Source organism: Roseateles sp. (genome assembly GCF_049240545.1).
Taxonomy (GTDB): Bacteria; Pseudomonadota; Gammaproteobacteria; order Burkholderiales; family Burkholderiaceae_C; genus Paucibacter_A.
In genome coordinates this window covers 1-22,708 of record NZ_JBMLSK010000190.1, presented here as the reverse complement: position 1 = coordinate 22,708, position 22,708 = coordinate 1, and the positions used below count along the sequence as shown (strand labels likewise).

The following is a 22,708-nucleotide window of genomic DNA, read 5'->3' as shown; positions in this document are numbered from 1 at the left end:
GAAACCATCATGGTCAACTGCAACCCCGAGACCGTGTCGACTGACTACGACACCTCGGATCGCTTGTACTTCGAGCCGGTGACTTTGGAAGACGTGCTGGAAATCGTCGACAAGGAAAAGCCGGTCGGCGTGATCGTCCAGTACGGTGGCCAGACGCCGCTGAAACTGGCGCTCGATTTGGAAGCCAATGGCGTGCCCATCATCGGCACCTCACCCGAGAGCATCGATATCGCCGAAGACCGCGAGCGCTTCCAGAAGCTGCTGCATGACCTGGGTCTGAAGCAGCCGCCGAACCGCACCGCGCGTACTGAAGAGGCGGCGCTGGTCTTGGCGCGTGAGATTGGCTATCCCTTGGTGGTTCGTCCGAGCTACGTTTTGGGCGGCCGCGCGATGGAAATCGTGCACGGTGACAAGGACCTGGAGCGCTATATGCGCGAAGCGGTGCGTGTGTCGGACAAGTCGCCGGTGCTGCTGGATCGCTTCTTGGAAGACGCGCTGGAAGTCGATGTGGATTGCATCAGCGACGGCGTCGATGTGATGATTGGCGGCATCATGGAGCACGTCGAAGCGGCCGGTATCCACTCCGGTGATTCGGCTTGCTCGCTGCCGCCTTACACCTTGTCGTTGGCCTTGCAAGACGAGTTGCGCAAGCAGACTGCTGCCATGGCGCGCGGCCTGAACGTGGTGGGTTTGATGAACGTGCAGTTCGCCATCCAGGGCAATGTGACCGGCGGCTTGGAGGGTGCCACCGTTTACGTGCTCGAAGTGAACCCACGCGCTTCGCGTACCGTGCCTTTTGTTTCCAAGGCCACCGGACAGCAGTTGGCCAAGATTGCCGCGCGCTGCATGGCGGGTCAGAAGCTGAAGGATCAGAAGGATCGCAAGGGCCGTGTGCCGGCCGAGGTGATTCCGCCTTACTTCAGCGTCAAGGAAGCGGTTTTCCCCTTTAACAAGTTCCCCGGTGTGGACCCGATCCTGAGCCCGGAAATGCGTTCGACCGGTGAAGTCATGGGTGCGGCCAAGACCTTTGGCGAAGCCATGCTGAAGAGCCAGTTGGGTGCAGGTTCGCGCCTGCCGCGCCAAGGCAATATCCTCATCACCGTGAAGAACGGCGACAAGGCGCGCGCCGTGGCGGTGGCCAAGGATCTGCATGCTTTAGGCTTCGGTGTGGTGGCGACCAAGGGTACCGCTGCGGCTATTGCTGAAGTGGGCGTGCCGGTTCGTGTGGTCAACAAGGTCAAGGATGGCCGGCCGCACATCGTCGACATGATCAAGGGCGGTGAAATCCAACTGGTCTTCACGACCGTGGATGAAACCCGCACCGCGATTGCGGACAGCCGTCATATCCGCCAGGCCGCATTGGCTGCGCGCGTCACCTACTACACCACCATGGCGGGCTGCGAGGCTGCGGTGGAGGGGATGAAGCACCAGAACGGTCTGCTGGTGCAATCCCTGCAAGAACTGCACGCCGAACTGCACTAAACTTCGGTCTCAAGAATTCCGCCGCCGCGCTTCGGGTCGCCCCGAGCCGCAGCGGCGGATTCATTTTGTCTTTCAAGGTTTACGAAATAAATCATGGCCACGATTCCATTGACCAAGCGCGGTGCTGAAAAGCTCAAAGAAGAATTGCATCGCCTGAAAAGCGTCGAGCGTCATGCGGTGATCAATGCGATCTCTGAGGCGCGCGCTCAAGGCGATCTGTCCGAGAACGCCGAGTACGAGGCAGCCAAAGACAAGCAAGGCTTTATCGAAGGCCGCATCCTTGAAATCGAAGGGAAGCTGGGGGCGGCTCAGATCATTGATCCTTCAGAGTTGGATGCGGGTGGGCGCATTGTTTTCGGAACCACGGTTGATTTGGAAGAAGAGGCCAGTGGTGCCGAAGTCACTTATCAAATCGTCGGAGACGATGAGGCGGACTTGAAGCTGGGTTTGATCTCCATCAGCTCGCCCATCGCCAGAGCCTTGATCGGCAAAGAGGCGGGTGATGTGGCCGAGGTAAAAGCGCCCGGTGGTATCAAACGTTATGAAGTGGTCGAAGTACGTTACATCTGAGGTTTCGTAACAGTTCAGTATGTTGAATAGGTTCAGTGCCCTGTTGGCCGCCCTCTGGGGCGGCCTTTTGCTGTCTGTCGCCGGGCTTGCTGCGCCATCCGCTTTTGCGGTTCTCGAACGCGCCCAGGCGGGCTTGGTGGTGGCGCGCCTCTTCTCGTTGGAGGCGCAACTGTCCCTTGGGGTGGGGCTGCTCTTGATGCTGATGGCGCGGCGTCGGGCACGGGATCGTGGCTTGCCCCCCATCTCTGCCGAATTCTTGCTGCCCGCTGGGGCGCTGTTTTGTACGGTGGCAGGCTACTACGCGCTGCAGCCCTTGATGGCAGCGGCCAAGGCCGGGCAAGGTGCATGGAGCTTCATGGCCTTGCACGGCGTGTCTCTAGGCCTTTATGGGATCAAGCTATTGCTGGTGCTGGCCTTGGCTTGGCGCAGCACTGCAGCAAAAGCGCCGGCTCAGATCACTGATCCTGCGAAATCTTCTTAACGCTGGTCAGGCGGCGCTTGGCGCGCTTGATCTCGCCGCCTTGGGCGACGCGCTCATTGCCAAGCACGCGAAGTTTTTTCACCTGAGGGCGATGGTTGCCACTCTTGGAGAACTTCACAATCTTCACCACACGCGGGCCGGCTTTGCCGTCTTCGCGCTCAGCGTCAATCTTCTCAGGCATGGGTCGCCAGATGATCAACAGCTTGCCGATGTGCTGAATCGGCGCGGCATTCAGTTCGCCGCACAAAGAGGCAAAAATGCTCTCGCGGTTGGCGCGGTCGTCCGAGAAGATGCGCACCTTGATCAGCCCATGGGCATTTAAGGCAGCGTCCGTCTCTTTGACGACAGCAGGGGTGAGTCCATCCGCGCCTATCATCACGACTGGGTCAAGATGATGAGCTTCGGAGCGTTTTTCCTTGCGCTGGGCAGGAGTCAATTGAATCGCAGGCATACGCGTATTATCCGTGCAACATGAAGTTCACAACAAAAAGCAAGAAACTTAATAAGGCGTGGTTGCATGATCACATCAACGACCCCTACGTCAAGATGGCGCAGCGGGATGGTTACCGTGCGCGTGCAGCCTACAAGCTGAAGGAAATCGACGAAGAGCTGAAGCTGATACGTCCGGGTCAGGTGGTCGTCGATTTGGGTGCGTCACCCGGTGCATGGAGTCAGTATCTGCGCCGCTGCTTTGCGCCCAAGGAAGCGGGTGTTGGTGGTGCTGCGGTCGGTGCGCTGAACGGAACCATCATTTCGCTCGATCTTTTGCCCTGCGATCCAATTGAGGGGGTGCAGTTCATTCAAGGCGATTTCCAGGAAGAGGCGGTGCTGCAGCAGTTGGAGCAGGCCTTGGCTGGCCGTGCAGTTGATGTGGTGGTGTCCGATATGGCTCCGAACTTATCGGGCATTGAAGGCGTGGATGCGGCCCGAGTAGGTGGCTTGATTGAACTGGCGATTGATTTTTCCATCCACCACTTGAAGCCCGACGGCGCTTTGGTTGCCAAGGTTTTTCACGGGAGCGGCTACAGTCAATTGGTCGAGCTGTTCAAAGCCACATTCAAGAAGGTCAAGCCCATCAAGCCCAAAGCGTCTCGAGATCGTTCGTCCGAGACCTTCTTGGTTGGGATCGGGCTGAAGTCTCCCGGTAAATCTCGCTAATGGCTTGTGATTTATCGCAAGAGATGTGGCGGACTCGGTAATGTCTGGCAATGTCCGCCAGATCATGGGGCTAAGCAAAAACAGGCGCCCCCCTTGACTGCAATAGAATCAACCCCATATGCCGTGCACAAGGCCGCCATTGGCGCGGTCGGGCGAATTGAATGAAGGAGTCGCGGTGAACAATCAGTGGTTCTCGAAGGTAGCTGTTTGGATGGTGATCGCCCTGGTGCTGTTCACTGTCTTCAAGCAGTTCGACCGAGGTGCGTCGCAGGGGAACCAAATCGGTTACTCGGAGTTTCTTGACGAAGTTCAAGCGCATCGCATCAAGCAGGTCACCCTGCAAGAAGGCGGGGCAGGGACGGACATCCTCGCTGAAACCAATGAAGGCAAGAAGCTGCGTGTGCAGGCGACCTATTTGGATCGTGGCCTGATCGGTGACCTGCGCAATAACGGCGTTAGGTTCGATGTCAAACCGCGCGAAGAGCCATCCTTCCTGATCAATATGTTGATCAGCTGGGGGCCGATGCTTTTGCTGATCGGCGTTTGGGTTTACTTTATGCGCCAGATGCAAGGCGGCGGCAAGGGCGGCGCGTTCAGCTTTGGCAAGTCCAAGGCCCGCATGCTCGACGAGGCGAACAACACCACGACTTTTGCTGATGTGGCCGGCTGCGATGAGGCCAAGGAAGAAGTCAAGGAGTTGGTCGACTTCCTGAAGGATCCGCAGAAGTTCCAAAAGCTGGGCGGCCGTATTCCACGCGGCGTGCTGCTGGTTGGCCCTCCCGGAACCGGTAAGACTTTGCTGGCCAAGGCCATTGCTGGCGAGGCAAAAGTGCCATTCTTTGCCATCTCCGGTTCTGACTTTGTCGAAATGTTTGTGGGCGTCGGCGCTGCTCGTGTACGCGATATGTTCGAGCAGGCCAAGAAAAGTGCGCCTTGCATCATCTTCGTCGACGAAATTGATGCTGTTGGGCGTCACCGCGGGGCCGGCCTGGGTGGCGGTAATGACGAGCGTGAACAGACGCTGAACCAGATGCTGGTCGAGATGGACGGTTTCGAGACCAATCTCGGCGTCATCGTGATGGCTGCAACCAACCGCCCGGACATTCTGGACCCCGCCTTGCTTCGCCCGGGTCGCTTTGACCGCCAGGTCTATGTGACCTTGCCCGATGTGCGCGGCCGCGAGCAGATTCTGAATGTGCACATGCGCAAGGTGCCTGTCGGCCAAGACATTCGTGCTGACATCCTTGCCCGTGGTACGCCAGGTTTCTCCGGTGCCGATCTAGCCAATCTGGTCAATGAAGCCGCTTTGTTTGCTGCACGCCGCAGCGGCCGAGTGGTGGAGATGGTCGACTTCGAGAAGGCCAAGGACAAGATCATGATGGGCCCCGAGCGCAAGTCCATGATCATGCCGGAGGAAGAGCGCCGCAATACTGCCTATCACGAGGCGGGCCATGCGCTGGTGGCGCGTTTGATGCCGAAGACCGACCCGGTTCACAAGGTGACGGTCATTCCTCGTGGCCGTGCTTTGGGTGTGACCATGCAGTTGCCTGAGGGTGATCGCTACAGCATGGACAAGGAGCGCATGCTCTCCACCATCTCGGTGCTGTTCGGTGGTCGCATTGCCGAAGAAGTGTTCATGAATCAAATGACCACAGGCGCTTCCAATGACTTTGAGCGTGCCACGGCGATTGCTCGCGATATGGTCATGCGCTACGGCATGACGGACGAGTTGGGTCCGATGGTTTATTCCGACAATGAAGGCGAAGTGTTCTTGGGTCGTTCGGTGACCAAGACCACCAATATGTCGGAAGAGACGATGCGCAAGGTGGATACAGTGATTCGCCGCATCATTGATGATCAGTACGGTATCGCTCGCCGCTTGATCGAGGAGAACAAAGACAAGATGCACGCGATGGCGACGGCCTTGTTGGAGTTTGAAACCATTGATGCCGATCAGATTGAAGACATCATGTCTGGCAAGCCGGCGCGGCCGCCCAAGGATTGGACGCCTTCGGTCAATAGCAAGTCGGATGGTGGCGGCTCGCCTCCTGTGTCCACGGATGGCGCTGCGGCCGTCGTGTGATTGAGGTCGTTTCGGCTTGAATTGTCGCTTGCTTTGACTTGACTCGGGTTTGCGCAGTTCAAGCGAAGTTGAAGTTCACGCCACACAAGGGGTTTGTCTGTAAAGACCGACCCCTTTTTTCATGGTCGTACGCATGAGTATCAGCAAAGTCATGAACGCCAAGGCTCCACAGCAGGTCTGGCAAACGACGCGTTTCGAGATTGATCTGAGTCGCCCTTTGGTGATGGGGATCGTCAATGTCACACCTGATTCTTTCTCCGACGGGGGGCAACACGTCAGTGCGAAAGAAGCGGTAGACCATTGTTCGCATTTGGTCGAGGAGGGCGCTGACATTTTGGATATCGGCGGGGAGTCCAGTCGCCCCGGTTCAACAAGTTTGAGCCCCGAGCATGAATGGGCGCGTATTGCCCCGGTGCTGGAGGTCGCGCTATCGCTGGGTGTGCCCGTGTCAGTGGACACCTGCAAGGCCGAAGTGATGGCTCGCGCCTTGGACAAGGGTGTAGACATCATCAACGACATCAAGGCTCTGCGAGATGAGGCTGCCTTGCCATTGCTGCGCACTTACGCCCAGGCTGGGGTCTGCTTGATGCATATGCGTGGCGAATCCAGCACCATGCAGTCCATGTGTGACTACGGTGACGTGGTCGCCGAGGTTTCTGCGTTTTTGGCTGAACGTGCTCGCTGTGCGATGGACGCGGGCATTGATGCCCGTCGAATAGTTCTCGATCCCGGCTATGGCTTTGCCAAAAACACGCCCCAAAATTTTGAACTTCTGGCGCGGCAGTCCGAGCTCTTGGCCCTGGATTTCCCGATCCTGGCGGGCTGGTCACGCAAGCGCTCTCTGGGGGACGTGACGGGCCGGAGCGTGGATCAGCGCTTGGCCGCGAGTCTGGCTGCAGGTTTGGCTGCACTGAACCAAGGCGCGAGGATTCTTCGTGTGCATGATGTCGCGCCAACGGTGGATGCCGTCAAGGTTTGGTGTGCGGCAGCTGGTGCGCCTGCGATTCCGTCACGTGACTGATGGACAATGCGCGAATAGTGATTCAGGAGGGTGCTCAATATGAGCCGTAAGTATTTCGGGACTGATGGTATTCGAGGCACGGTTGGGCAGTTGCCCATCACGCCGGACTTCATGCTCAAGTTGGGCCATGCCGTCGGCCAGGTTTTGCGCAAGACAAACACTCGCCCCAGTGTCTTGATTGGCAAGGACACACGCATCTCGGGCTACATGATCGAGTCGGCCTTGGAGGCCGGGTTTGCGTCCGCGGGTGTCGATGTGCTACTGACTGGGCCTTTGCCCACTCCCGGGGTCGCTTATCTGACCCGCGCCTTGCGGCAGGATCTGGGGGTGGTGATCAGTGCGTCTCACAATCCATTTGCCGACAACGGCATCAAGTTTTTCTCGGCCAAAGGCGAGAAGCTCCCGGATGTGTGGGAGCAGTCCGTCGAAGCTGCGCTGGAAGAGCCTCCTACCTGGATAGACTCCGCGAATCTCGGTCGGGCGAAGCGAATCAGCGATGCGCGTGGCCGCTACATCGAGTTCTGCAAGAACAGCTTTGGCTCAGACTTGACCCTCAAGGGCCTGAAGATCGTGGTCGACGCTGCCCATGGTGCGGCCTACCATGTCGCGCCCGATGTGTTCCATGAGTTGGGCGCTGAGGTCATCTCGATCGGATGCAGCCCGGACGGTTTCAATATCAATGCGGGATTTGGCGCCACCTCACCGGCGGCCTTGGTCAAGGCGGTGCAGGAGCATGGGGCGCATTACGGCGTTGCCCTGGATGGTGATGCGGATCGCTTGCAACTGGTCGACGCTCAGGGCCGTCTCTACAACGGCGATGAATTGCTCTACGTGATGGTGGCTGATCGCTTGGGCCAGGGTCAGCGTGTCTCTGGCGCAGTCGGCACCTTGATGACCAATATGGCGGTCGAGTTGGCCCTCAAGTCGCTGGATGTGGACTTTGTTCGCGCCAAGGTGGGCGACCGCTATGTGTTGGAGGAGCTCAGTGCGCGAGGCTGGCAGTTGGGCGGAGAAGGGTCTGGGCATTTGCTGGCCTTGGACAAGCACACCACCGGCGACGGCATTGTCAGTGCCTTGTTGATTTTGCAGTCGGTGTGTCGCACCGGGCGCAGCCTTGCCGATCAGTTGGCAGACGTCAGCTTGTTCCCTCAGACGCTGATCAATGTGCGCTTGCAGATGGGGCAGGACTGGAAGAGCAATCCCAACTTGGCGCGAGAGCAGGCTGAAGTCACGGCCGAGCTTGGCAATCGGGGTCGGGTGTTGATTCGCGCCTCGGGGACCGAGCCGCTGTTGCGCCTGATGGTCGAAGCCAGCGATGCCGGTCTGGCACAGCGATGCGCGCAGCGTCTCGCGGATGCCGTCAAGCTGCCAGCCTGAGTGCCGCGCTTCGAGTACTTTGCGCAGGTTTGAAAAAGGCCCGCTGCAACTGAGTTTGCAGCGGGCCTTTTTTTCATGGATCGAGGCGACGTAGCCCCGATCATGGTGGTGGCTTGCTTTACTTCTTGGGCGGTGTCAGAACACGGTCGATCACATGAGCGACACCGTTGGTGGCCGAGATGTTGGCTTGCTGAACCATGCCATCTTCAATCGTGACGAAATCACCGGCGCGGCTCAAGGCGATGTTGGCGCCATGGACGGTTTTGACATTGCCGTTCTTCACGTCGGCGGCAAGCAGCTTGCTGGGCACGATGTGGAAGTTCAGCACCGCTTGCAACTGAGTCTTGTCGGCGGCCAGGGCTTCCATGGTCTTGGCTGGCACCGCCTTGAACGCTTCATCGCTGGGCGCAAACACGGTCAAAGGGCCTGCGGCTCGCAGGGCTTCTTTCATGCCGGCTTGCTCAATCAGGCGGTTGAATGTGCTCAACTGCGGATTGCGAGCCAGCGTGTCGGCCAAGTTGGCGGGAGCTGGCGCAGTCGCGCATGCGCTCAGAGCCAAGCTAGCGGCGATCATGCCGGCAATGGTCAAGGCGCGTCGAATCGTGTTCATGTCAAAAATCTCCACAAATAAGGGGCAGTGGCGCAGCTTAAGCAGGAAATATGACGATTCAATGAACGACTTTTGGCCGAAAGGCGCTTTGTGACACGATTTGTAAGGGCTTTATGGCCTTGAGTTTGGAGTCACTATCGTGTCATATTCGAGTCATATCATGCCGATCGTTGTCACTCCAAGCATCGATAGGACGCTCATGAAATTCAATTTGCCTTGCACTGGATTTTTCTTCGTGGCCGGTTTGGCTATTCTGCCTTTGGCTCAAGCTCAAGACGTGACCGGCGCGGGCGCTACATTCCCAGCCCCTTTGTATGCCAAGTGGGCGGATGCGTACAACAAGGCGACTGGCGCACGTATTAACTATCAGTCGGTGGGCTCCGGTGCTGGCATTCGCCAGATCAAGGCCAAGACCGTGGACTTCGGCGCGACCGACATGCCGCTCAAGGACGAAGAATTGGCCAAGGACGGCATGATTCAGTTCCCGACCGTGATCGGCGGCGTGGTGCCTGTCGTGAACATCAAGGGTATCGCTCCCGGTCAAATCAAGCTGACCGGCCAAGTGCTGGGTGATATCTATTTGGGCAAGATCAGCAAGTGGAACGACGCTGCCCTGACGGCGCTGAACCCCGGCGTGCCGCTGCCTGATGCAGCCATCTCCGTGGTTCGTCGCGCTGACGGCTCGGGCACTTCTTTCATCTTCACCAACTACCTGTCCAAGGTGAATGAAGAGTGGAAGAGCAAGGTTGGCGAAGGCACCGCAGTGAACTGGCCGACCGGTGCTGGCGGCAAAGGCAATGAAGGCGTTGCCGCTTTCGTTCAGCGTCTGCCCAACTCGATCGGCTATGTTGAGTACGCCTATGTCAAGCAAAACAAGATGACCTTCACCTTGTTGCGCAACAAGGACGGTCATTTCGTTTCCCCAAGCGAAGAAGGCTTCAAGGCCGCAGCGGCCGGTGCTGACTGGAAGAAGACCTTCTATCAAATCACCACCGAGCAGCCTGGCAAGGATGCATGGCCCCTGGCCAACCCGACTTACATCCTGATGTACAAGACCCAGGAAAAGCCGGTCAATGCTGCCAACACCCTGAAGTTCTTCGATTGGGCCTTCAGCAATGGCGACAAGGCTGCTGACGAGTTGGATTATGTGGCGCTGCCAGCAGTGGTGAAGGACTTGGTTCGCAAGCAGTGGACCGATAACCTGAAGGACGCCTCCGGCAAGGCCATCAGCTTCAAGTGAGTTTGAGCTGATGTAAAGGCGAGCAGCCCAGCCGCTTTTTGGCGTGCTGGGCTGCAGTCTAATCAGCCATCTCGATTTCTTTAACGCAGACCATGCGGAGGCCTCGTGGCCGCAATACTTCCAGCCAATTCATATGACTCCGGGCAGCCAAGCGAGCGTGTGCAGCCCATGTCCAGTCCGCCGACACGGCGCTCTGTGGCCCCTTGGGCCGACAAGCTTTTTTCCTTTTTGGCTCACGGAGCGGCATGGCTGACTCTGAGTTTGCTGGTCGGCATCATCATTTCCTTGGTGGTCGGCGCTTGGCCGGCGATCAAGGAATTCGGCTTGGCTTTTCTTTGGACCAGTGAATGGGATCCGGTTCAGGAGAAGTTTGGCGGCTTGGTGATGATTTACGGCACCTTGATGACCTCCTTCATTGCTCTGTTGATCGCGGTGCCAGTGAGCTTCGGGATCGCATTGTTTCTGACCGAGTTGTCTCCCAACTGGCTGAAGCGCCCGCTCGGTGTCGCGGTTGAATTGTTGGCGGCTGTTCCCTCCATTGTTTATGGCATGTGGGGTCTGTTGGTGTTTGGTCCGATTCTGGCGACCTATGTGCAACAGCCCTTGCAGCGTTTGCTGGGTGATGTCCCGTTCCTGAATACCTTGGTTTCGGGTCCCCCGGTCGGTATTGGCATTTTGTCGGCCGGCATTATTTTGGCGATCATGATCATCCCCTTCATCGCCTCGGTGATGCGGGACGTGTTTGAAGTCACCCCGCCCATGCTTAAAGAGTCGGCTTACGGCTTGGGTTCGTCCACTTGGGAGGTGGTGTCACGTGTCGTGCTGCCCTACACCAAGACTGGCGTGATTGGCGGCATCATGCTGGGCCTCGGTCGCGCCCTCGGTGAAACCATGGCGGTGACTTTCGTTATTGGCAATATGAATCAATTGAATTCGCTGTCGGTGTTTGAGGCAGCGAACAGCATCACATCAGCGCTGGCTAACGAATTTGCTGAAGCGGGCGAAGGCTTGCATCAGGCCTCGCTGATTTATCTGGGTCTGGTCCTGTTCTTCATCACCTTTGTGGTCCTGGCCTTCTCCAAGGTGCTGTTGTCGCAGTTGAAGAAGAATGAGGGAGCGCGCACATGAGCAATACCACCATGACTCGTGATGCGGGCTTGGACGCCCAGCGCTTGCGCATGCATAACAAGCGCAAGCGCGTGAATGCGGTCGCCCTGACGCTCTCTTTGTGCGCAATGGCCTTCGGTTTGTTCTGGCTGATGTGGATCCTCTTTGAGACCGTACGTTTGGGGATTGGCGGCCTGACCATGGCCACCTTTACCGAGATGACGCCGCCACCGATGGCTGCAAGCGGCGGTTTGGCAAATGCGATATTCGGTTCGATGGCGATGGTCGGTTTGGCCACAGCCTTGGGTACGCCCATTGGCATCATGGCCGGCATCTATTTGGCTGAGTATGGCCAGAAGACTTGGTTGGGTTCCACGGTGCGTTTCATCAACGACATCTTGCTGTCGGCACCTTCGATTGTGGTGGGCTTGTTCATTTACGGCCTGGTGGTGGCGCGCATGCAGAGCTTCTCCGGCTTCGCCGGCATCTTGGCCTTGGCCTTGATCGTGATTCCGGTGGTGATTCGAACCACCGAGAACATGCTGAGCCTTATTCCGAACGCCTTGCGCGAAGCCGCTTATGCCTTGGGGACGCCGAAGTGGAAAGTGATCGCTTCGGTGACCTTGAAGTCAGCGCGAGCAGGTGTGCTGACCGGCATTTTGCTGGCTCTGGCTCGCATCTCGGGCGAGACCGCGCCTTTGTTGTTCACGGCCTTGTCCAACCAGTTCTGGACTTCCGATCTGAGCCAGCCGATGGCCAGCTTGCCGGTCACCATCTTCAAGTTCGCGATGAGCCCTTATGAAAACTGGCAGAAGCTGGCTTGGGCGGGTGTGTTCATCATCACCGTTGGGGTGTTGTTCCTGAACATTCTGGCGCGCGTACTTTTCAAGAATAAGCATTGATAGATAGAGCGGAGTTCATCATGGACGCAAAAGTTGATATGCCTGTCACCGAGCGGGCCAAGCTCTCGGTTCGCAACCTGAACTTCTATTACGGCAAGTTTCTTGCCTTGAAGAACATCAATCTGGACATTCCAGAGAACAAGGTCACCGCCTTCATCGGCCCTTCGGGCTGCGGCAAGTCGACCCTGTTGCGGACGTTGAATCGCATGTTCCAGCTCTACCCCGAGCAGCGTGCCGAGGGGCAGATCTTGCTGGACGGCCAAGACATCCTCACCAGCAAGGAAGATGTCTCCTTGATCCGCGCCAAGATCGGCATGGTGTTTCAGAAGCCAACACCGTTCCCGATGTCCATCTACGACAACATTGCCTTTGGCGTGCGTCTGTTCGAAACCTTGCCCCGCGTTGAAATGGATGAACGCGTGGAGTGGGCCTTGAAGAAGGCGGCGCTTTGGGGTGAGGTCAAGGACAAGCTGAACCAAAGCGGTTCGGGCCTGTCGGGTGGCCAGCAACAGCGCTTGTGCATTGCTCGCGGCATCGCGATCAAGCCTGAGGTCTTGCTCTTGGACGAGCCCTGCTCGGCCCTGGACCCGATTTCCACCGGCAAGATCGAAGAGCTCATCCACGAGCTCAAAAACGATTACACCGTGGCCATCGTGACCCACAACATGCAGCAAGCGGCGCGTTGCTCGGACTACACCGCCTATATGTATCTGGGCGACTTGATCGAGTTCGGGCCGACCACAGAGCTGTTCATGAAGCCCAAGCGCAAGGACACCGAGGACTACATTACTGGACGCTTCGGCTGACCGGAGAAGGCGAACTGACGCAACACGGTTCGCCGTCCGCATAACTCGATAGTAGATAGCAAGACGAGCAGTACCTCTCTCAACGAAGCAGCGCCGACCCAAAGAGGCCGCTTCACCGGAACCATCAGGATCAAGCCATGGGTGATAAACATCTTTCCACGCAATTCGACACCGAACTGAGCGGCATTTCCACGCGAGTGCTGGAAATGGGCGGCCTGGTCGAGTCCCAGGTGGCGCAAGCCGTGTTGGCCTTGACCTCGTTCAGCAGCGACATCGCCAGCGTGGTGCTCAAGCAAGAAGAGCAGGTCAATACCATGGAAGTGGAGATTGACCGTGATCTGTCCGGCATCATTGCGCGCCGCCAGCCGACCGCCCGTGACTTGCGTTTGCTGATCGCCATTTCCAAAACGATCGCCAATCTTGAGCGCGTCGGCGACGAGGCTGCGCGTATTGCACGCACCGTGCAGCGCCTGATCAATTCGGGTGTTTCCAGCCGCTTGCGTCTGCCGATGTCCGACTTGGCCTTCGAGGCTGAATTGGCCACGGCCTTGTTGCGCAAGGCCTTGGATGCCTTCGCTCGATTGGATGTTGAAAAGGCCGTTGAGGTGCTGAAGCAAGACGACCAGATCGACAAAGAGTTTGATGGTCTGATGCGCAAGCTGATCACCTACATGATGGAAGATCCGCGCACGATTTCGTCCTCGATCGATCTGGTCTTCGTGGCCAAGGCCATCGAACGTGTGGGCGACCACGCCAAGAACCTGGCCGAAGTGATCATCTATGTGGTGAAGGGCACTGACGTGCGCCACAACACCCCCGAAGCCGTGGAAACCATGGTCCGCTGAAGCGGACTCTCTGCGGGGTTTGACTTTTATTGTTTGTATATAGCCAAGGCTTGTTCAGCCTTGGTTCGCTGAGCTGAGGAGCAAGCGCATGAGCCGAATTCTTGTGGTGGAAGATGAGTCTGCTATTGCAGAACTGATTTCTATCAATCTTCGTCACGCAGGTTTTGATGTCACTTTGGCCTCCAGCGCCGACCAAGCCCAGTATGAGGTGGATCGTGTTTTGCCCGATCTGGTGGTTCTGGACTGGATGCTGCCCGGACAATCGGGCTTGGCGCTGGCGCGTCAGTGGCGCGGTGCGAGCCGCACCAAAGAATTGCCCATCATTATGTTGACGGCCCGTGCCGAAGAGACCGACAAGGTGTCGGGCTTGGATGCAGGTGCCGATGACTATTTGACCAAGCCCTTCTCGACCAATGAGTTGCTGGCCCGTATCCGTGCCGTGCTGCGTCGCAAGGCACCCGAGGCTTTGGACTCGCTGGTCGAGGTGGGGGGCTTGAGCTTGGATCCCGGCACACGCCGCGTCAGCCGTGATGGTGCCGAAGTGAAGCTCGGCCCCACCGAGTTCCGTTTGCTCCACTTCTTCATGACCCATCCGGAACGTGTGCACAGCCGTTCGCAATTGCTGGATCGTGTCTGGGGGGATCATGTCTTCATCGAGGAACGGACCGTCGATGTGCATGTCAAACGACTGCGGGAAGCGCTGGAGCGTGTGCAATGCGCCCGCATGATCGAAACGGTGCGTGGTGCAGGCTATCGCCTGACTCAGCAGGTTGCCGCCTTGCCGGCATGAAGCGCGAATTCAGTCTTGCATCCAGCCTGGAGTTGGCGTGAGTTGGTTGTTGCCGCGGGTCGTGATGGCCGTCTTGTCGGTCTTGCTGGGAACAGCGATCGGGATCTGGCTTGAACGCTGGCTAAAGACGCCATTCATTGCGGAAGTCTTCAGCGCTGCGAGTGCTGTGGCTTCCTTGATGCTGGTCGATTCGATTCGGGCGCATCGCCTGATGCAATGGCTGCGCGGCTCACAGCTCGACACTGCACCACGGGATAGCGGCTGGTGGGGCGAGTTGGCCTACCGGGTCGAACGTGCCGTGCGTGACCGGGAGAAAACCATTGCCCGCGAGCGCACACAACTCGATCAGTTCCTTTCGGCCATTGAGGCTTCGCCCAACGGCGTGATGATGCTGGATGAATTGGATCAGATTCACTGGTGCAATCGTGTCGCAGCCGACCATTTTTCGCTCGATCCACAGCGTGATTTGCGTCAACGTGTGACCAATCTGGTGCGTTCGCCGGCCTTCGTCGCCTTTTTGCAAGCGGGTCAGTTTGGCAAGCCTTTGATCCTCAATAACGTGCGAGGCTTGGGAACGCTGTCTGTGGTGGTACGGCGTTATGGTGAAGGCATGACCTTGGTGCTGTCTCAGGACATTACCGAGCGTGAGCGCGCAGATGCGATGCGACGCGACTTTGTGGCCAATGTGTCCCATGAGATTCGTACACCGCTGACCGTGCTCGGGGGCTTCATCGAGACGATGAGTTCCTTGCCCTTGACCGAGGCGGAACAGCGCCGCGTGTTGATCCTGATGGGGCAGCAAACCCAGCGCATGCAAAGTCTTGTCAGTGATTTGCTGACCCTGGCGCAACTTGAAGGCAGCCCTCGTCCCGCGCCCGATCGTTGGGTGGCCTTGGATACCTTGCTGCTTCGCCTGAATTCGGATGCGCTGGCTTTGTCAGCCGGTCGGCACCAGATCCATATTCAGATGGATACCCAGATTGAGTTGGCTGGCGTTGAGTCCGAGCTGCTGAGCGCGGCTGCGAATCTTGTGACCAATGCCGTGCGTTACACACCGGATGGTGGGGTGGTGGATGTGCACTGGCGACTCTTGTCTGATGGGTCGGGTGAGTTGAGCGTCAACGATACCGGGCCGGGCATCTCTCGCGAGCACTTGCCGCGTTTGACCGAACGTTTCTACCGCGTGGATGGCAGCCGCTCACGAGAAACAGGCGGAACCGGGCTGGGTTTGTCCATCGTCAAGCATGTCTTGCAGCGTCACGGTGGCGAGTTGCACATCGAGAGTGAGCCAGGCAAAGGTTCGAAGTTTCAGCTGGTGTTTCCTGCGGTTCGCATTCGGCGGCTTGGTGAAACGCCCTTGGGCGTGGAGTCAGCCATGTCCTCGCCGCTTGAACACTGAGCTGCCGTCGCTTCAAATGCCGGGCGCTTCAACGCTCACAGCAGCGGTGGAGGCAACAAAGACTCCAGCCATTCAGTCATTCAGCCTATTGGCGACGTAAAACGGCGAAGCCATAGCCCCGCTCCGTGGGTCGCCGCACTTGGGCAATTTGATGCCATCCTTCCGGCAAGTCCTTGACAGGCCCGTTGACGAAGGCAAATTGGCATGGGCTGATTGCAAGCGGGTTGCGGCCATCGATTTTCCATTGACCTTGGAACTCAAGCGCAGCCATGGTGTGCAGGGCTTGATGGGGTGTGGCGATGCAGTTGGCGTCGCTTGGCACATGCGGGCGCAAGCGTTCAACCAAGGGGCGGTCGCTGCGTGCGTAATCAAACGGCTGAAGCGTTAAGCTCATGGCCAGCAGCCAGCTGAGTGCGACGCCACTGGCAGGCAGAACCAGACTTTTCCAGAGGGCGGCCTGATGTCGCGCTGTGCGCCAACGAACCAAGGCCAACCAAGCCACCGTTGCTGAGAGCGCGAGCACCAAGGCCGCTGCATTGAAGCTGGGCTCAAACCCTTGGGCCAGGCGACGCATATTGGCCAGCGGCGTCGCTGGCCAACCGGTTTGCATGGAACTGTAGTAGAGCCAAAAAAACAAAGCACTGGCACTGAAGAAAAACACCGAGAACCAATCCATGGCCGCCGCAATACCGCGTTGCAGGGTCGGTAGCGCAAATGCGGCCAGGGCTGCCAAAGCCGGCAGGCTCAACAAAAGCGCACGGTCTGAAGCCCCCATGAGAACGCAGGTCACCAAGGAGACCAGTGCGCAGGAGAGGGGGACCATGATGTGGCGGCGCTGCCAATGATTGCGCCAGCGCCACAGTGTCCAAAGCGCCAAGGGCCAGGCGGGCCAGCAGAACCAGCCGATCAGGCTGAGCATGGAGAGGCCCAATTCAATCTCGGCTTTGGCATGGATTCGCCAAGCCCAGGCATTGAAGGCCCACGCACTCAAGGCGGCCAAAAGGCCGGCAGCAAGCAGCCATGTGCTGAGCGTGCGAACCTGCTTGAAGGCCGATCGATTGCACACGAGGGCGCCGACCAGCGCCAGCGCCAAAGCCACAGCAGGTGCGCCACTGGCAGCCAGCATGGGGAGAGATAGCAGTGCTGCCCAGCGTGATTTGACGACTCTGAATGGCGCCGACGCAAGTGCGTAAAGATAGAGTGACACCGCGCCCAGTTGAAGCAACTCTGGGGTGGTCTCGTGCCCAAGTTGGAGTAGGCCCAAGCAGGCAATCAAGGCCAAGAGTGCGCCATCCGCCAATGCGCGCGCGTAATCAATGGCGTGTGCTTCCCCGCCAAACGCGAAAGCCACCGGCTGTGCTGCGTCGGTGCAGGCCAGGTGAAAACTGCTGTACCAGACCAGCACCAGCACGCAGACAAGAATCAGGGCGAATGGCAGTCGTGCCGCCAAGGCCGCATCCAAAAAGGGCAAGGCTTGGATTGCGATAGCCCCCAGCCAATACGGGAGCGGCCCGCCGGCCGCCGGGATGCCGCCAATGGCCGGCTCCCACCAGGGGGTATGGCCTTGCGCGATGCTGGCCATGAAGCCAAACGAGCTGAGATCCGCATTGCGCCAAGGGTCTCGTCCAAAGAGCCCTGGTATCACATAGGCGGCACACAAAAACAGCAGCGCCAAACGGGGCAGGCGCTGGCCGCCTCGCACAGCAACGATTGCGGGAGTGGGTAAATTCACGCTGGTCAGTCGGGGTGCTTCATTTTGAACGGCCACCATCATGCCGCAGAAACTGCCCTAGCCAAGGTGGGACGGTTGATAAGCGTAGTGGCAAGAAACTGAGGTAGAAAAAAAGGCAGCCGAAGCTGCCTCTTTTCTTGGAGCCCCGAAAGGCTTACTTCTTGGCGAAGCCTGCAAACTTGTTGCGGAACTTCTCGACGCGACCGCCCAGATTGTCGATGCTCTTTTGCTGGCCAGTGTAGAAGGGGTGCGATTCGCTGGTGGTTTCCAACTTGACCAACGGCATTTCGCGGCCGTCTTCCAACTTGATCGACTCTTTGCTGTTCATCGTCGAACGAGTCACGAACTTGAAGCCGTTGGATTGGTCCACGAAGCAGACTTCGCGGTAGTTGGGGTGAATGCCGTCTTTCATGAGAAACCTCTCGCTCGATTTGCGCTGACGTGCCGGCAGCTTCTCGCCACACCATGTGACGCACTTTCCGACAGCGACAAAAACGCGGATTATAGATTAAAGACGAGAACTCGGCTAGGCCCAGCTCTCGAAGAGCATCCGGTCGGATGCCCTGAAGTCTCAGCCATCAGCCACCACGACGCATCATGTCGAAGAAGTCGAGGTTGTTTTTGGTGGACTTCATCTTGTCCAGCACGAACTCCATCGCCTCGATCTCGTCCATGTTGTAGAGCAACTTGCGCAGGATCCAGCTTTTTTGCAGGATCTCTGGCTTGAGCAGCAACTCTTCGCGCCGGGTGCCGGATTTGTTGATCAGGATCGAAGGATAGACACGCTTTTCGGCCATGCGACGATCCAAGTGGATTTCGCAGTTGCCGGTGCCCTTGAACTCTTCGTAGATCACTTCGTCCATGCGACTGCCGGTGTCTATCAGCGCGGTGCCGATGATGGTCAGCGAGCCGCCTTCTTCGACCTTGCGCGCCGCACCAAAGAAGCGCTTGGGGCGCTGCAGGGCATTGGCGTCCACGCCGCCGGTCAGCACCTTGCCGGAGGAGGGCAAGACGTTGTTGTAGGCGCGGGCCAACCGGGTGATCGAGTCCAGCAGGATGATCACGTCTTTCTTGAGTTCGACCAAGCGCTTGGCGCGCTCGATCACCATCTCGGCCACTTGCACGTGGCGGGCGGCGGGCTCGTCAAAGGTCGAGCTGATCACTTCACCGCGCACGGTGCGAATCATTTCGGTCACTTCTTCGGGGCGTTCGTCCACCAGCAGCACAATCAGGTGCGAATCGGGATGATTGGCCACCAGCGCATGCGCGATGCTCTTCATCATCTCGGTCTTGCCGGTCTTGGGCTGCGCAACGATCAGAGCGCGCTGGCCTTTGCCGATCGGCGCGATCAGGTCAATGATGCGGCCGGTGACGTTTTCTTCGCCCTTGAAGTTGTCGCGTTCGAGCTTGAACTGTTCGCGCGGGAACAGTGGCGTCAAGTTCTCGAACATGATCTTGTGCTTGCTCTCCTCGGGCGTCAGTTGATTGACGCGGTCCACCTTGACCAGGGCGAAGTAGCGTTCGCCGTCCTTGGGGACGCGCACTTCGCCTTCGATCATGTCGCCGGTGTGGAGATTGAAGCGACGAATCTGGCTGGGGCTCAGATAGATGTCATCGGTCGACGCCATATAGCTGTCGTCGATCGAGCGCAAGAAGCCGAAGCCATCAGGCAGCACTTCGAGGACGCCGTCGCCGAACACTTGTTCGCCGCCCTTGGCGCGCTTTTTCATGATGGCGAACATCAGCTCTTGCTTGCGCATGCGAGCGACGTTGTCGATTTCCAAGGCCTCGCCCATCTTGATGAGCTCGGAGACGTGGAGGGCTTTCAGTTCTGAAAGATGCATGGGCGAACACCCGGTAGGTCGTCAAAAGTCCTGCCAAGGACTGGGGACAGATACTTCGGCAGCCGGCTCATCCGCTGATGATGGGCGATGGCGCATGGCCGGTGAGGGCGGGCGTTGTCGCGGAGCAAGAAACAATGCGGGAGCTTGGGCGCCGAGTCCACGCGTCGCAGCCGTCAAAAAAGGCCTGGGGCGTGTTGGCAATACGCTGCTGAAGTGGGATGCAAATGCTTGAGAAGTGCATCCCGCCGCAGCAATCTGCGTTGATTATAGGTTGGCGTCCAGGAAGGCCGTCAACTGGGCCTTGGACAGGGCGCCAACTTTGGTGGCGGCCAGTTGGCCATCTTTGAAAAGCATCAGGGTCGGAATGCCACGGATGCCGTACTTGGCGGGCACTTCACGGTTCTCGTCGACGTTCATCTTGGTGATTTGCAGGCGCTCACCGTACTCCTTGGACACTTCATCCAGGATGGGGGCAATCATCTTGCAGGGGCCGCACCATTCGGCCCAGTAGTCCACCAGCACGGGCTTGCCTGCTTGAATGACATCGGAATCGAAAGACGCGTCGGAAATGTGTTTGATCAGTTCGCTACTCATGGAGTGTCCTTGGGCGGGCCGGATGCAGGGCCGGCAGGGCGCCAGACAATGCTGGCATTGGTGCCGATTGATTTTGACACAAAGACTGAGTCAGTTTGGGGGAGGGGCTTTGGCATCAGTCCTGTTGATGCCGGAGCGCTGTAGAGGGAGCTGAAAGGAGCTAATCTCATTTATTTTTGAAAACTCTTTACGAGAGCTAGAAATTCAGGCTAGAATAGTTGTCTTAGTCGGGGCGTAGCGCAGCCTGGTAGCGCATCTGCTTTGGGAGCAGAGGGTCGCGAGTTCGAATCCCGCCGCCCCGACCAAGACCCAATTGGATAACCCGCTGTGAGCTCTGGCTTGCAGCGGGTTTTTTCATGTCCGCTGCAAGGATATGAGCGAGTTCCCTTGGATGCCACTCTCATGCGACTCTTTGGTTTTGACTTCAGAGTCCCTGGGTATCCTCGGCTGTCGTGCCTCTGATCGGGTGCGGAAAATCAGTCACAGTGTCTCGCGTCACGGGCCTACCCAGCCCCTAACTCTTTTCTCCTCTCATGGCTATCCAAACACTCACCGACGAGCAGATTCGTACCTGGACCCGGGCGCAAAAAGACGAGTGGTGGTTCAAGAATGTGTACCGCGGGGATATGCCGCAGTTGACGATGCGCTCGGCCCTGACGGGCTTTTTGCTCGGTGCAGTGTTGGCGGCGACCTCGCTCTATATCGGCGGTAAAACCGGCATTGGCATCGGCGTTGGTCTGACCTCGGTCATCTTGTCCTTTGCCTTGTTTCGTGCTTTGCATGGCGCTGGCTTGGCCGCTGACTACACCATCTTGGAGAACAACTGCACCCAATCGATTGCAACGGCTGCTGGCTATGTGGTGGCGCCCTTGTACTCAAGTTTGGCGGCTTATATGTTGATCACCGGCCGCATCATTCCTTGGTGGCAAATGATCATTTGGATGGCGGTGATTTCCATTCTGGGAGTATTGGTGGCCTTTCCGATGAAGCGGCGCTTCATCAATGAAGAGCAACTGCCTTTTCCTGAGGGGCGCGCCAGCGGCGTCGTGTTGGATTCGCTTTACACCGGGGATGCGGGTGAGGGCGTTTACAAGGCCAGGTTGTTGGGTCGGGTGGCCTTGTTCACGGGGCTCTATCAGGCGGTGGTCAGTGATGGCTGGATGAAGCTCGTGCAGTTCAAGATCCTGCGCATGGATCAATGGGCTGGCATGAAAGAGGCTTGGCACTTTCATGAGCGACTCGACAGCTACTACTACCAAGCTGCAGCCAAGGCTGAATTGTGGATTCCCAAGATCATGGGTGTCGACTTCCGCGTTTTGGGCCTGCGCTTCACGTTGGATGCGGCCATGTTGGGAGTCGGTGGTTTGATGGGCATTGCGGTGGCCACTAGTTGCTTGTTGGGCTCCTTTATCAACTTTGTGGTGCTGGCGCCCATCATGATCAATGCTGGGGATATCGCCCAGCGTGTCTCGCCGACCGGCGTTGTGGTTCCGATCTCGCGCGCTGAAATCGTCAACCAATGGTCGCTGTGGTGGGGTGTGGCGATGATGGTGGTCGGCTCTTTGGTTGGCCTGTTGGCCAAGCCTGAGTTGTTCACAAGTTTGTTTAAGTCTGCCGGCAAGAAAAGCGCGTCAAGCGGCCCTGACCTGCTGGCCGGCATTGAAGTGCCGCTGTGGATCTCTTATGTGGGTGTGCCGGTGTTCAGCGTTTTGGCTGCCTGGGTCACGCATGTGTTTTTTGGCGTCCCCATGTTCCTGGCCCTGGTGTCCTTGCCTTTGATCTTTGTTTTGACGGTGATCTGCACCAATGCGATGGCTTTGACTTCCTGGACGCCGACCGGTGCTTTGTCCAAGATTACGCAGTTCACCATGGGCGCGATTGATCGCACGAACCCCGCCAGCAATTTGCTGCCCGCTGGCATGACCTCGGAGATCGCCTCCAACGCGGCCAACCTGCTCTCCGACATCAAGCCGGGCTATATGTTGGGTGGCAAGCCACGTCATCAGGCCATTGGTCACGTCATCGGAATTTTTGCGGGCGTCATGGCTTGCGTGCCCTTGTACTTCTTGTTGTTTTTGCCCGCAGATGCCAATGGCGTTCGGTCCACCGCGACCTTGGTTTCTGAGCAGTTCGCGATGCCTGGTGCCTTGCAGTGGAAGGGCGTGGCTGAACTGATTGCCAAGGGCTTGAAGGAGTTGCCAAGTTCCGCACTCATTGCCATGGCTGTTGCTGCGATCAGTGCGGTGCTGATTGAAGTGGCGCGGATTGTCACCAAGGGTCGCTTCCCCTTGTCGGCCGTTTCTATCGGCTTGGGTGTCGTGTTGCCGCCAGAGTCGGTCTTTGCCATGTGGATTGGCGCTTTGCTCTTCTGGTTCATGGGTCGCAAGAACAAGACCGCAGGCAGCCCGGGTCATCGCTTGTGGGTTGAAGGTTGCGAGCCGATCTGTGCTGGCTTGATTTCCGGCGCGGCTTTGATGGGCATTGGCAACGCCATCGTCAACGTGATGCTGGGCTGATCGAGCAGGGTGTTCGCTCATGTCACAATGGCGCCCCTGCTGAAGTCTTGAGTCTCAGGACTTCAGCCTCTGACCGACCATAGCTCAACTGGATAGAGCACCCGCCTTCTAAGCGGGCGGTTGCAAGTTCGATTCTTGCTGGTCGGGCCAG

General features: G+C 58.0%; 21 protein-coding genes and 2 tRNA genes. 17 read left to right on the top strand and 6 right to left on the bottom strand.

Translation table 11 applies throughout. From position 1 onward, the window contains the following. From carB to ACOVRJ_RS12155, 3 genes are all read left to right on the top strand, one after another. Nucleotides 1-1,482, top strand: a 1,482-nt coding sequence (gene carB, locus ACOVRJ_RS12165) for a carbamoyl-phosphate synthase large subunit (protein ID WP_422044110.1), incomplete at its 5' end; no start/stop codon positions are given. A 93-nt stretch (nucleotides 1,483-1,575) separates the two neighbouring features. Continuing rightward, a complete protein-coding gene (gene greA / locus ACOVRJ_RS12160) occupies nucleotides 1,576-2,052 on the top strand; it encodes a transcription elongation factor GreA (protein ID WP_422044109.1) in 477 nt (158 codons plus the stop codon). 19 nt (nucleotides 2,053-2,071) lie between these two features. Further along, nucleotides 2,072-2,533 carry a DUF4149 domain-containing protein gene (locus ACOVRJ_RS12155; RefSeq protein ID WP_422044108.1) on the top strand — a complete coding sequence of 154 codons (462 nt, stop codon included), beginning with the start codon at nucleotides 2,072-2,074 and terminating at the stop codon, nucleotides 2,531-2,533. On the opposite strand, the gene ACOVRJ_RS12150 is transcribed toward ACOVRJ_RS12155, so the two are convergent. Then, nucleotides 2,508-2,984 (bottom strand): YhbY family RNA-binding protein, encoded by a 477-nt coding sequence (locus ACOVRJ_RS12150; protein WP_422044107.1) that lies wholly within the window; start codon nucleotides 2,982-2,984, stop codon nucleotides 2,508-2,510. The genes ACOVRJ_RS12155 and ACOVRJ_RS12150 overlap by 26 nt on opposite strands. 20 nt (nucleotides 2,985-3,004) lie before the next feature. On the opposite strand from ACOVRJ_RS12150, the gene ACOVRJ_RS12145 reads away from it, so the two are divergent. From ACOVRJ_RS12145 to glmM, 4 genes are all read left to right on the top strand, one after another. Continuing rightward, nucleotides 3,005-3,691 (top strand): RlmE family RNA methyltransferase, encoded by a 687-nt coding sequence (locus ACOVRJ_RS12145; RefSeq protein ID WP_422044106.1) that lies wholly within the window; start codon nucleotides 3,005-3,007, stop codon nucleotides 3,689-3,691. 175 nt (nucleotides 3,692-3,866) lie between these two features. After that, nucleotides 3,867-5,774, top strand: a complete 1,908-nt coding sequence (gene ftsH / locus ACOVRJ_RS12140; protein ID WP_422044105.1) for an ATP-dependent zinc metalloprotease FtsH — start codon at nucleotides 3,867-3,869, stop codon at nucleotides 5,772-5,774. A gap of 133 nt (nucleotides 5,775-5,907) precedes the next feature. Continuing rightward, a complete protein-coding gene (folP, locus tag ACOVRJ_RS12135) occupies nucleotides 5,908-6,795 on the top strand; it encodes a dihydropteroate synthase (protein ID WP_422044104.1) in 888 nt (295 codons plus the stop codon). A gap of 39 nt (nucleotides 6,796-6,834) precedes the next feature. Next, complete coding sequence (glmM, locus tag ACOVRJ_RS12130) at nucleotides 6,835-8,172, top strand: phosphoglucosamine mutase (RefSeq protein WP_422044103.1); 1,338 nt, start codon at nucleotides 6,835-6,837, stop codon at nucleotides 8,170-8,172. 118 nt (nucleotides 8,173-8,290) lie between these two features. Here glmM and ACOVRJ_RS12125 read toward each other — a convergent pair whose 3' ends face one another. Further along, nucleotides 8,291-8,782 (bottom strand): fasciclin domain-containing protein, encoded by a 492-nt coding sequence (locus ACOVRJ_RS12125; protein WP_422044102.1) that lies wholly within the window; start codon nucleotides 8,780-8,782, stop codon nucleotides 8,291-8,293. Nucleotides 8,783-8,981: 199 nt separating this feature from the next. Here ACOVRJ_RS12125 and pstS point away from each other — a divergent pair, with 199 nt between their 5' ends. From pstS to phoR, 7 genes are all read left to right on the top strand, one after another. Beyond that, nucleotides 8,982-10,022, top strand: a complete 1,041-nt coding sequence (gene pstS, locus ACOVRJ_RS12120; protein ID WP_422044101.1) for a phosphate ABC transporter substrate-binding protein PstS — start codon at nucleotides 8,982-8,984, stop codon at nucleotides 10,020-10,022. 168 nt (nucleotides 10,023-10,190) lie between these two features. Further along, entirely contained in the window at nucleotides 10,191-11,150 is a 960-nt protein-coding gene (gene pstC / locus ACOVRJ_RS12115; RefSeq protein ID WP_422044100.1) for a phosphate ABC transporter permease PstC, read from the top strand. Further along, entirely contained in the window at nucleotides 11,147-12,031 is an 885-nt protein-coding gene (gene pstA, locus ACOVRJ_RS12110) for a phosphate ABC transporter permease PstA (RefSeq protein ID WP_422044099.1), read from the top strand. The genes pstC and pstA overlap by 4 nt, the downstream gene beginning before the upstream one ends. Before the next feature lie 20 nt (nucleotides 12,032-12,051). After that, entirely contained in the window at nucleotides 12,052-12,837 is a 786-nt protein-coding gene (gene pstB / locus ACOVRJ_RS12105) for a phosphate ABC transporter ATP-binding protein PstB (RefSeq protein WP_422044098.1), read from the top strand. 137 nt (nucleotides 12,838-12,974) lie between these two features. Next, entirely contained in the window at nucleotides 12,975-13,682 is a 708-nt protein-coding gene (phoU, locus tag ACOVRJ_RS12100; protein ID WP_422044097.1) for a phosphate signaling complex protein PhoU, read from the top strand. Nucleotides 13,683-13,770: 88 nt separating this feature from the next. Then, complete coding sequence (gene phoB, locus ACOVRJ_RS12095; RefSeq protein WP_422044096.1) at nucleotides 13,771-14,472, top strand: phosphate regulon transcriptional regulator PhoB; 702 nt, start codon at nucleotides 13,771-13,773, stop codon at nucleotides 14,470-14,472. A gap of 37 nt (nucleotides 14,473-14,509) precedes the next feature. Continuing rightward, nucleotides 14,510-15,871, top strand: a complete 1,362-nt coding sequence (gene phoR / locus ACOVRJ_RS12090) for a phosphate regulon sensor histidine kinase PhoR (protein ID WP_422044095.1) — start codon at nucleotides 14,510-14,512, stop codon at nucleotides 15,869-15,871. An 85-nt stretch (nucleotides 15,872-15,956) separates the two neighbouring features. Here the strand turns inward: phoR and ACOVRJ_RS12085 are convergent, their stop codons facing one another. The 4 genes from ACOVRJ_RS12085 to trxA all read right to left on the bottom strand — a co-directional run bounded on the left by ACOVRJ_RS12085 (nucleotide 15,957) and on the right by trxA (nucleotide 20,041). Continuing rightward, the gene (locus ACOVRJ_RS12085; protein WP_422044094.1) at nucleotides 15,957-17,603 is read right to left on the bottom strand and encodes a hypothetical protein; all 1,647 of its coding nucleotides are present in this window, start codon (nucleotides 17,601-17,603) and stop codon (nucleotides 15,957-15,959) included. Nucleotides 17,604-17,757: 154 nt separating this feature from the next. Continuing rightward, entirely contained in the window at nucleotides 17,758-18,015 is a 258-nt protein-coding gene (locus tag ACOVRJ_RS12080; RefSeq protein ID WP_422044093.1) for a type B 50S ribosomal protein L31, read from the bottom strand. 166 nt (nucleotides 18,016-18,181) lie between these two features. After that, complete coding sequence (gene rho / locus ACOVRJ_RS12075) at nucleotides 18,182-19,447, bottom strand: transcription termination factor Rho (RefSeq protein ID WP_263536629.1); 1,266 nt, start codon at nucleotides 19,445-19,447, stop codon at nucleotides 18,182-18,184. 264 nt (nucleotides 19,448-19,711) lie between these two features. Next, on the bottom strand, nucleotides 19,712-20,041 hold the full coding sequence (gene trxA, locus ACOVRJ_RS12070; protein ID WP_422044092.1) for a thioredoxin TrxA: 330 nt from the start codon (nucleotides 20,039-20,041) through the stop codon (nucleotides 19,712-19,714). A 228-nt stretch (nucleotides 20,042-20,269) separates the two neighbouring features. On the opposite strand from trxA, the gene ACOVRJ_RS12065 reads away from it, so the two are divergent. The 3 genes from ACOVRJ_RS12065 (at nucleotide 20,270) to ACOVRJ_RS12055 (ending at nucleotide 22,707) form a co-directional block, all read left to right on the top strand. Then, nucleotides 20,270-20,346, top strand: a tRNA-Pro gene (locus tag ACOVRJ_RS12065). A gap of 228 nt (nucleotides 20,347-20,574) precedes the next feature. Next, nucleotides 20,575-22,557, top strand: coding sequence for an OPT family oligopeptide transporter (locus tag ACOVRJ_RS12060; protein WP_422044091.1), 1,983 nt, complete (start codon nucleotides 20,575-20,577; stop codon nucleotides 22,555-22,557). 73 nt (nucleotides 22,558-22,630) lie between these two features. Continuing rightward, nucleotides 22,631-22,707: transfer RNA gene (locus ACOVRJ_RS12055), tRNA-Arg, on the top strand. Nucleotide 22,708 lies beyond the last annotated feature (1 nt).

Excerpts from the sequence above, each read along its gene's own strand:
- ACOVRJ_RS12125 (WP_422044102.1), bottom strand. The coding sequence starts at position 8,782 with ATGAACACGATTCGACGCGCCTTGACCATTGCCGGCATGATCGCCGCT.
- phoU (WP_422044097.1), top strand. The coding sequence starts at position 12,975 with ATGGGTGATAAACATCTTTCCACGCAATTCGACACCGAACTGAGCGGC.
- folP (WP_422044104.1), top strand. The coding sequence starts at position 5,908 with ATGAGTATCAGCAAAGTCATGAACGCCAAGGCTCCACAGCAGGTCTGG.
- phoB (WP_422044096.1), top strand. The coding sequence starts at position 13,771 with ATGAGCCGAATTCTTGTGGTGGAAGATGAGTCTGCTATTGCAGAACTG.
- ACOVRJ_RS12145 (WP_422044106.1), top strand. The coding sequence starts at position 3,005 with ATGAAGTTCACAACAAAAAGCAAGAAACTTAATAAGGCGTGGTTGCAT.
- pstB (WP_422044098.1), top strand. The coding sequence starts at position 12,052 with ATGGACGCAAAAGTTGATATGCCTGTCACCGAGCGGGCCAAGCTCTCG.
- ACOVRJ_RS12060 (WP_422044091.1), top strand. The coding sequence starts at position 20,575 with ATGGCTATCCAAACACTCACCGACGAGCAGATTCGTACCTGGACCCGG.
- greA (WP_422044109.1), top strand. The coding sequence starts at position 1,576 with ATGGCCACGATTCCATTGACCAAGCGCGGTGCTGAAAAGCTCAAAGAA.
- ACOVRJ_RS12150 (WP_422044107.1), bottom strand. The coding sequence starts at position 2,984 with ATGCCTGCGATTCAATTGACTCCTGCCCAGCGCAAGGAAAAACGCTCC.
- ACOVRJ_RS12080 (WP_422044093.1), bottom strand. The coding sequence starts at position 18,015 with ATGAAAGACGGCATTCACCCCAACTACCGCGAAGTCTGCTTCGTGGAC.
- rho (WP_263536629.1), bottom strand. The coding sequence starts at position 19,447 with ATGCATCTTTCAGAACTGAAAGCCCTCCACGTCTCCGAGCTCATCAAG.
- trxA (WP_422044092.1), bottom strand. The coding sequence starts at position 20,041 with ATGAGTAGCGAACTGATCAAACACATTTCCGACGCGTCTTTCGATTCC.
- pstA (WP_422044099.1), top strand. The coding sequence starts at position 11,147 with ATGAGCAATACCACCATGACTCGTGATGCGGGCTTGGACGCCCAGCGC.
- ACOVRJ_RS12155 (WP_422044108.1), top strand. The coding sequence starts at position 2,072 with ATGTTGAATAGGTTCAGTGCCCTGTTGGCCGCCCTCTGGGGCGGCCTT.
- glmM (WP_422044103.1), top strand. The coding sequence starts at position 6,835 with ATGAGCCGTAAGTATTTCGGGACTGATGGTATTCGAGGCACGGTTGGG.
- pstS (WP_422044101.1), top strand. The coding sequence starts at position 8,982 with ATGAAATTCAATTTGCCTTGCACTGGATTTTTCTTCGTGGCCGGTTTG.
- pstC (WP_422044100.1), top strand. The coding sequence starts at position 10,191 with ATGTCCAGTCCGCCGACACGGCGCTCTGTGGCCCCTTGGGCCGACAAG.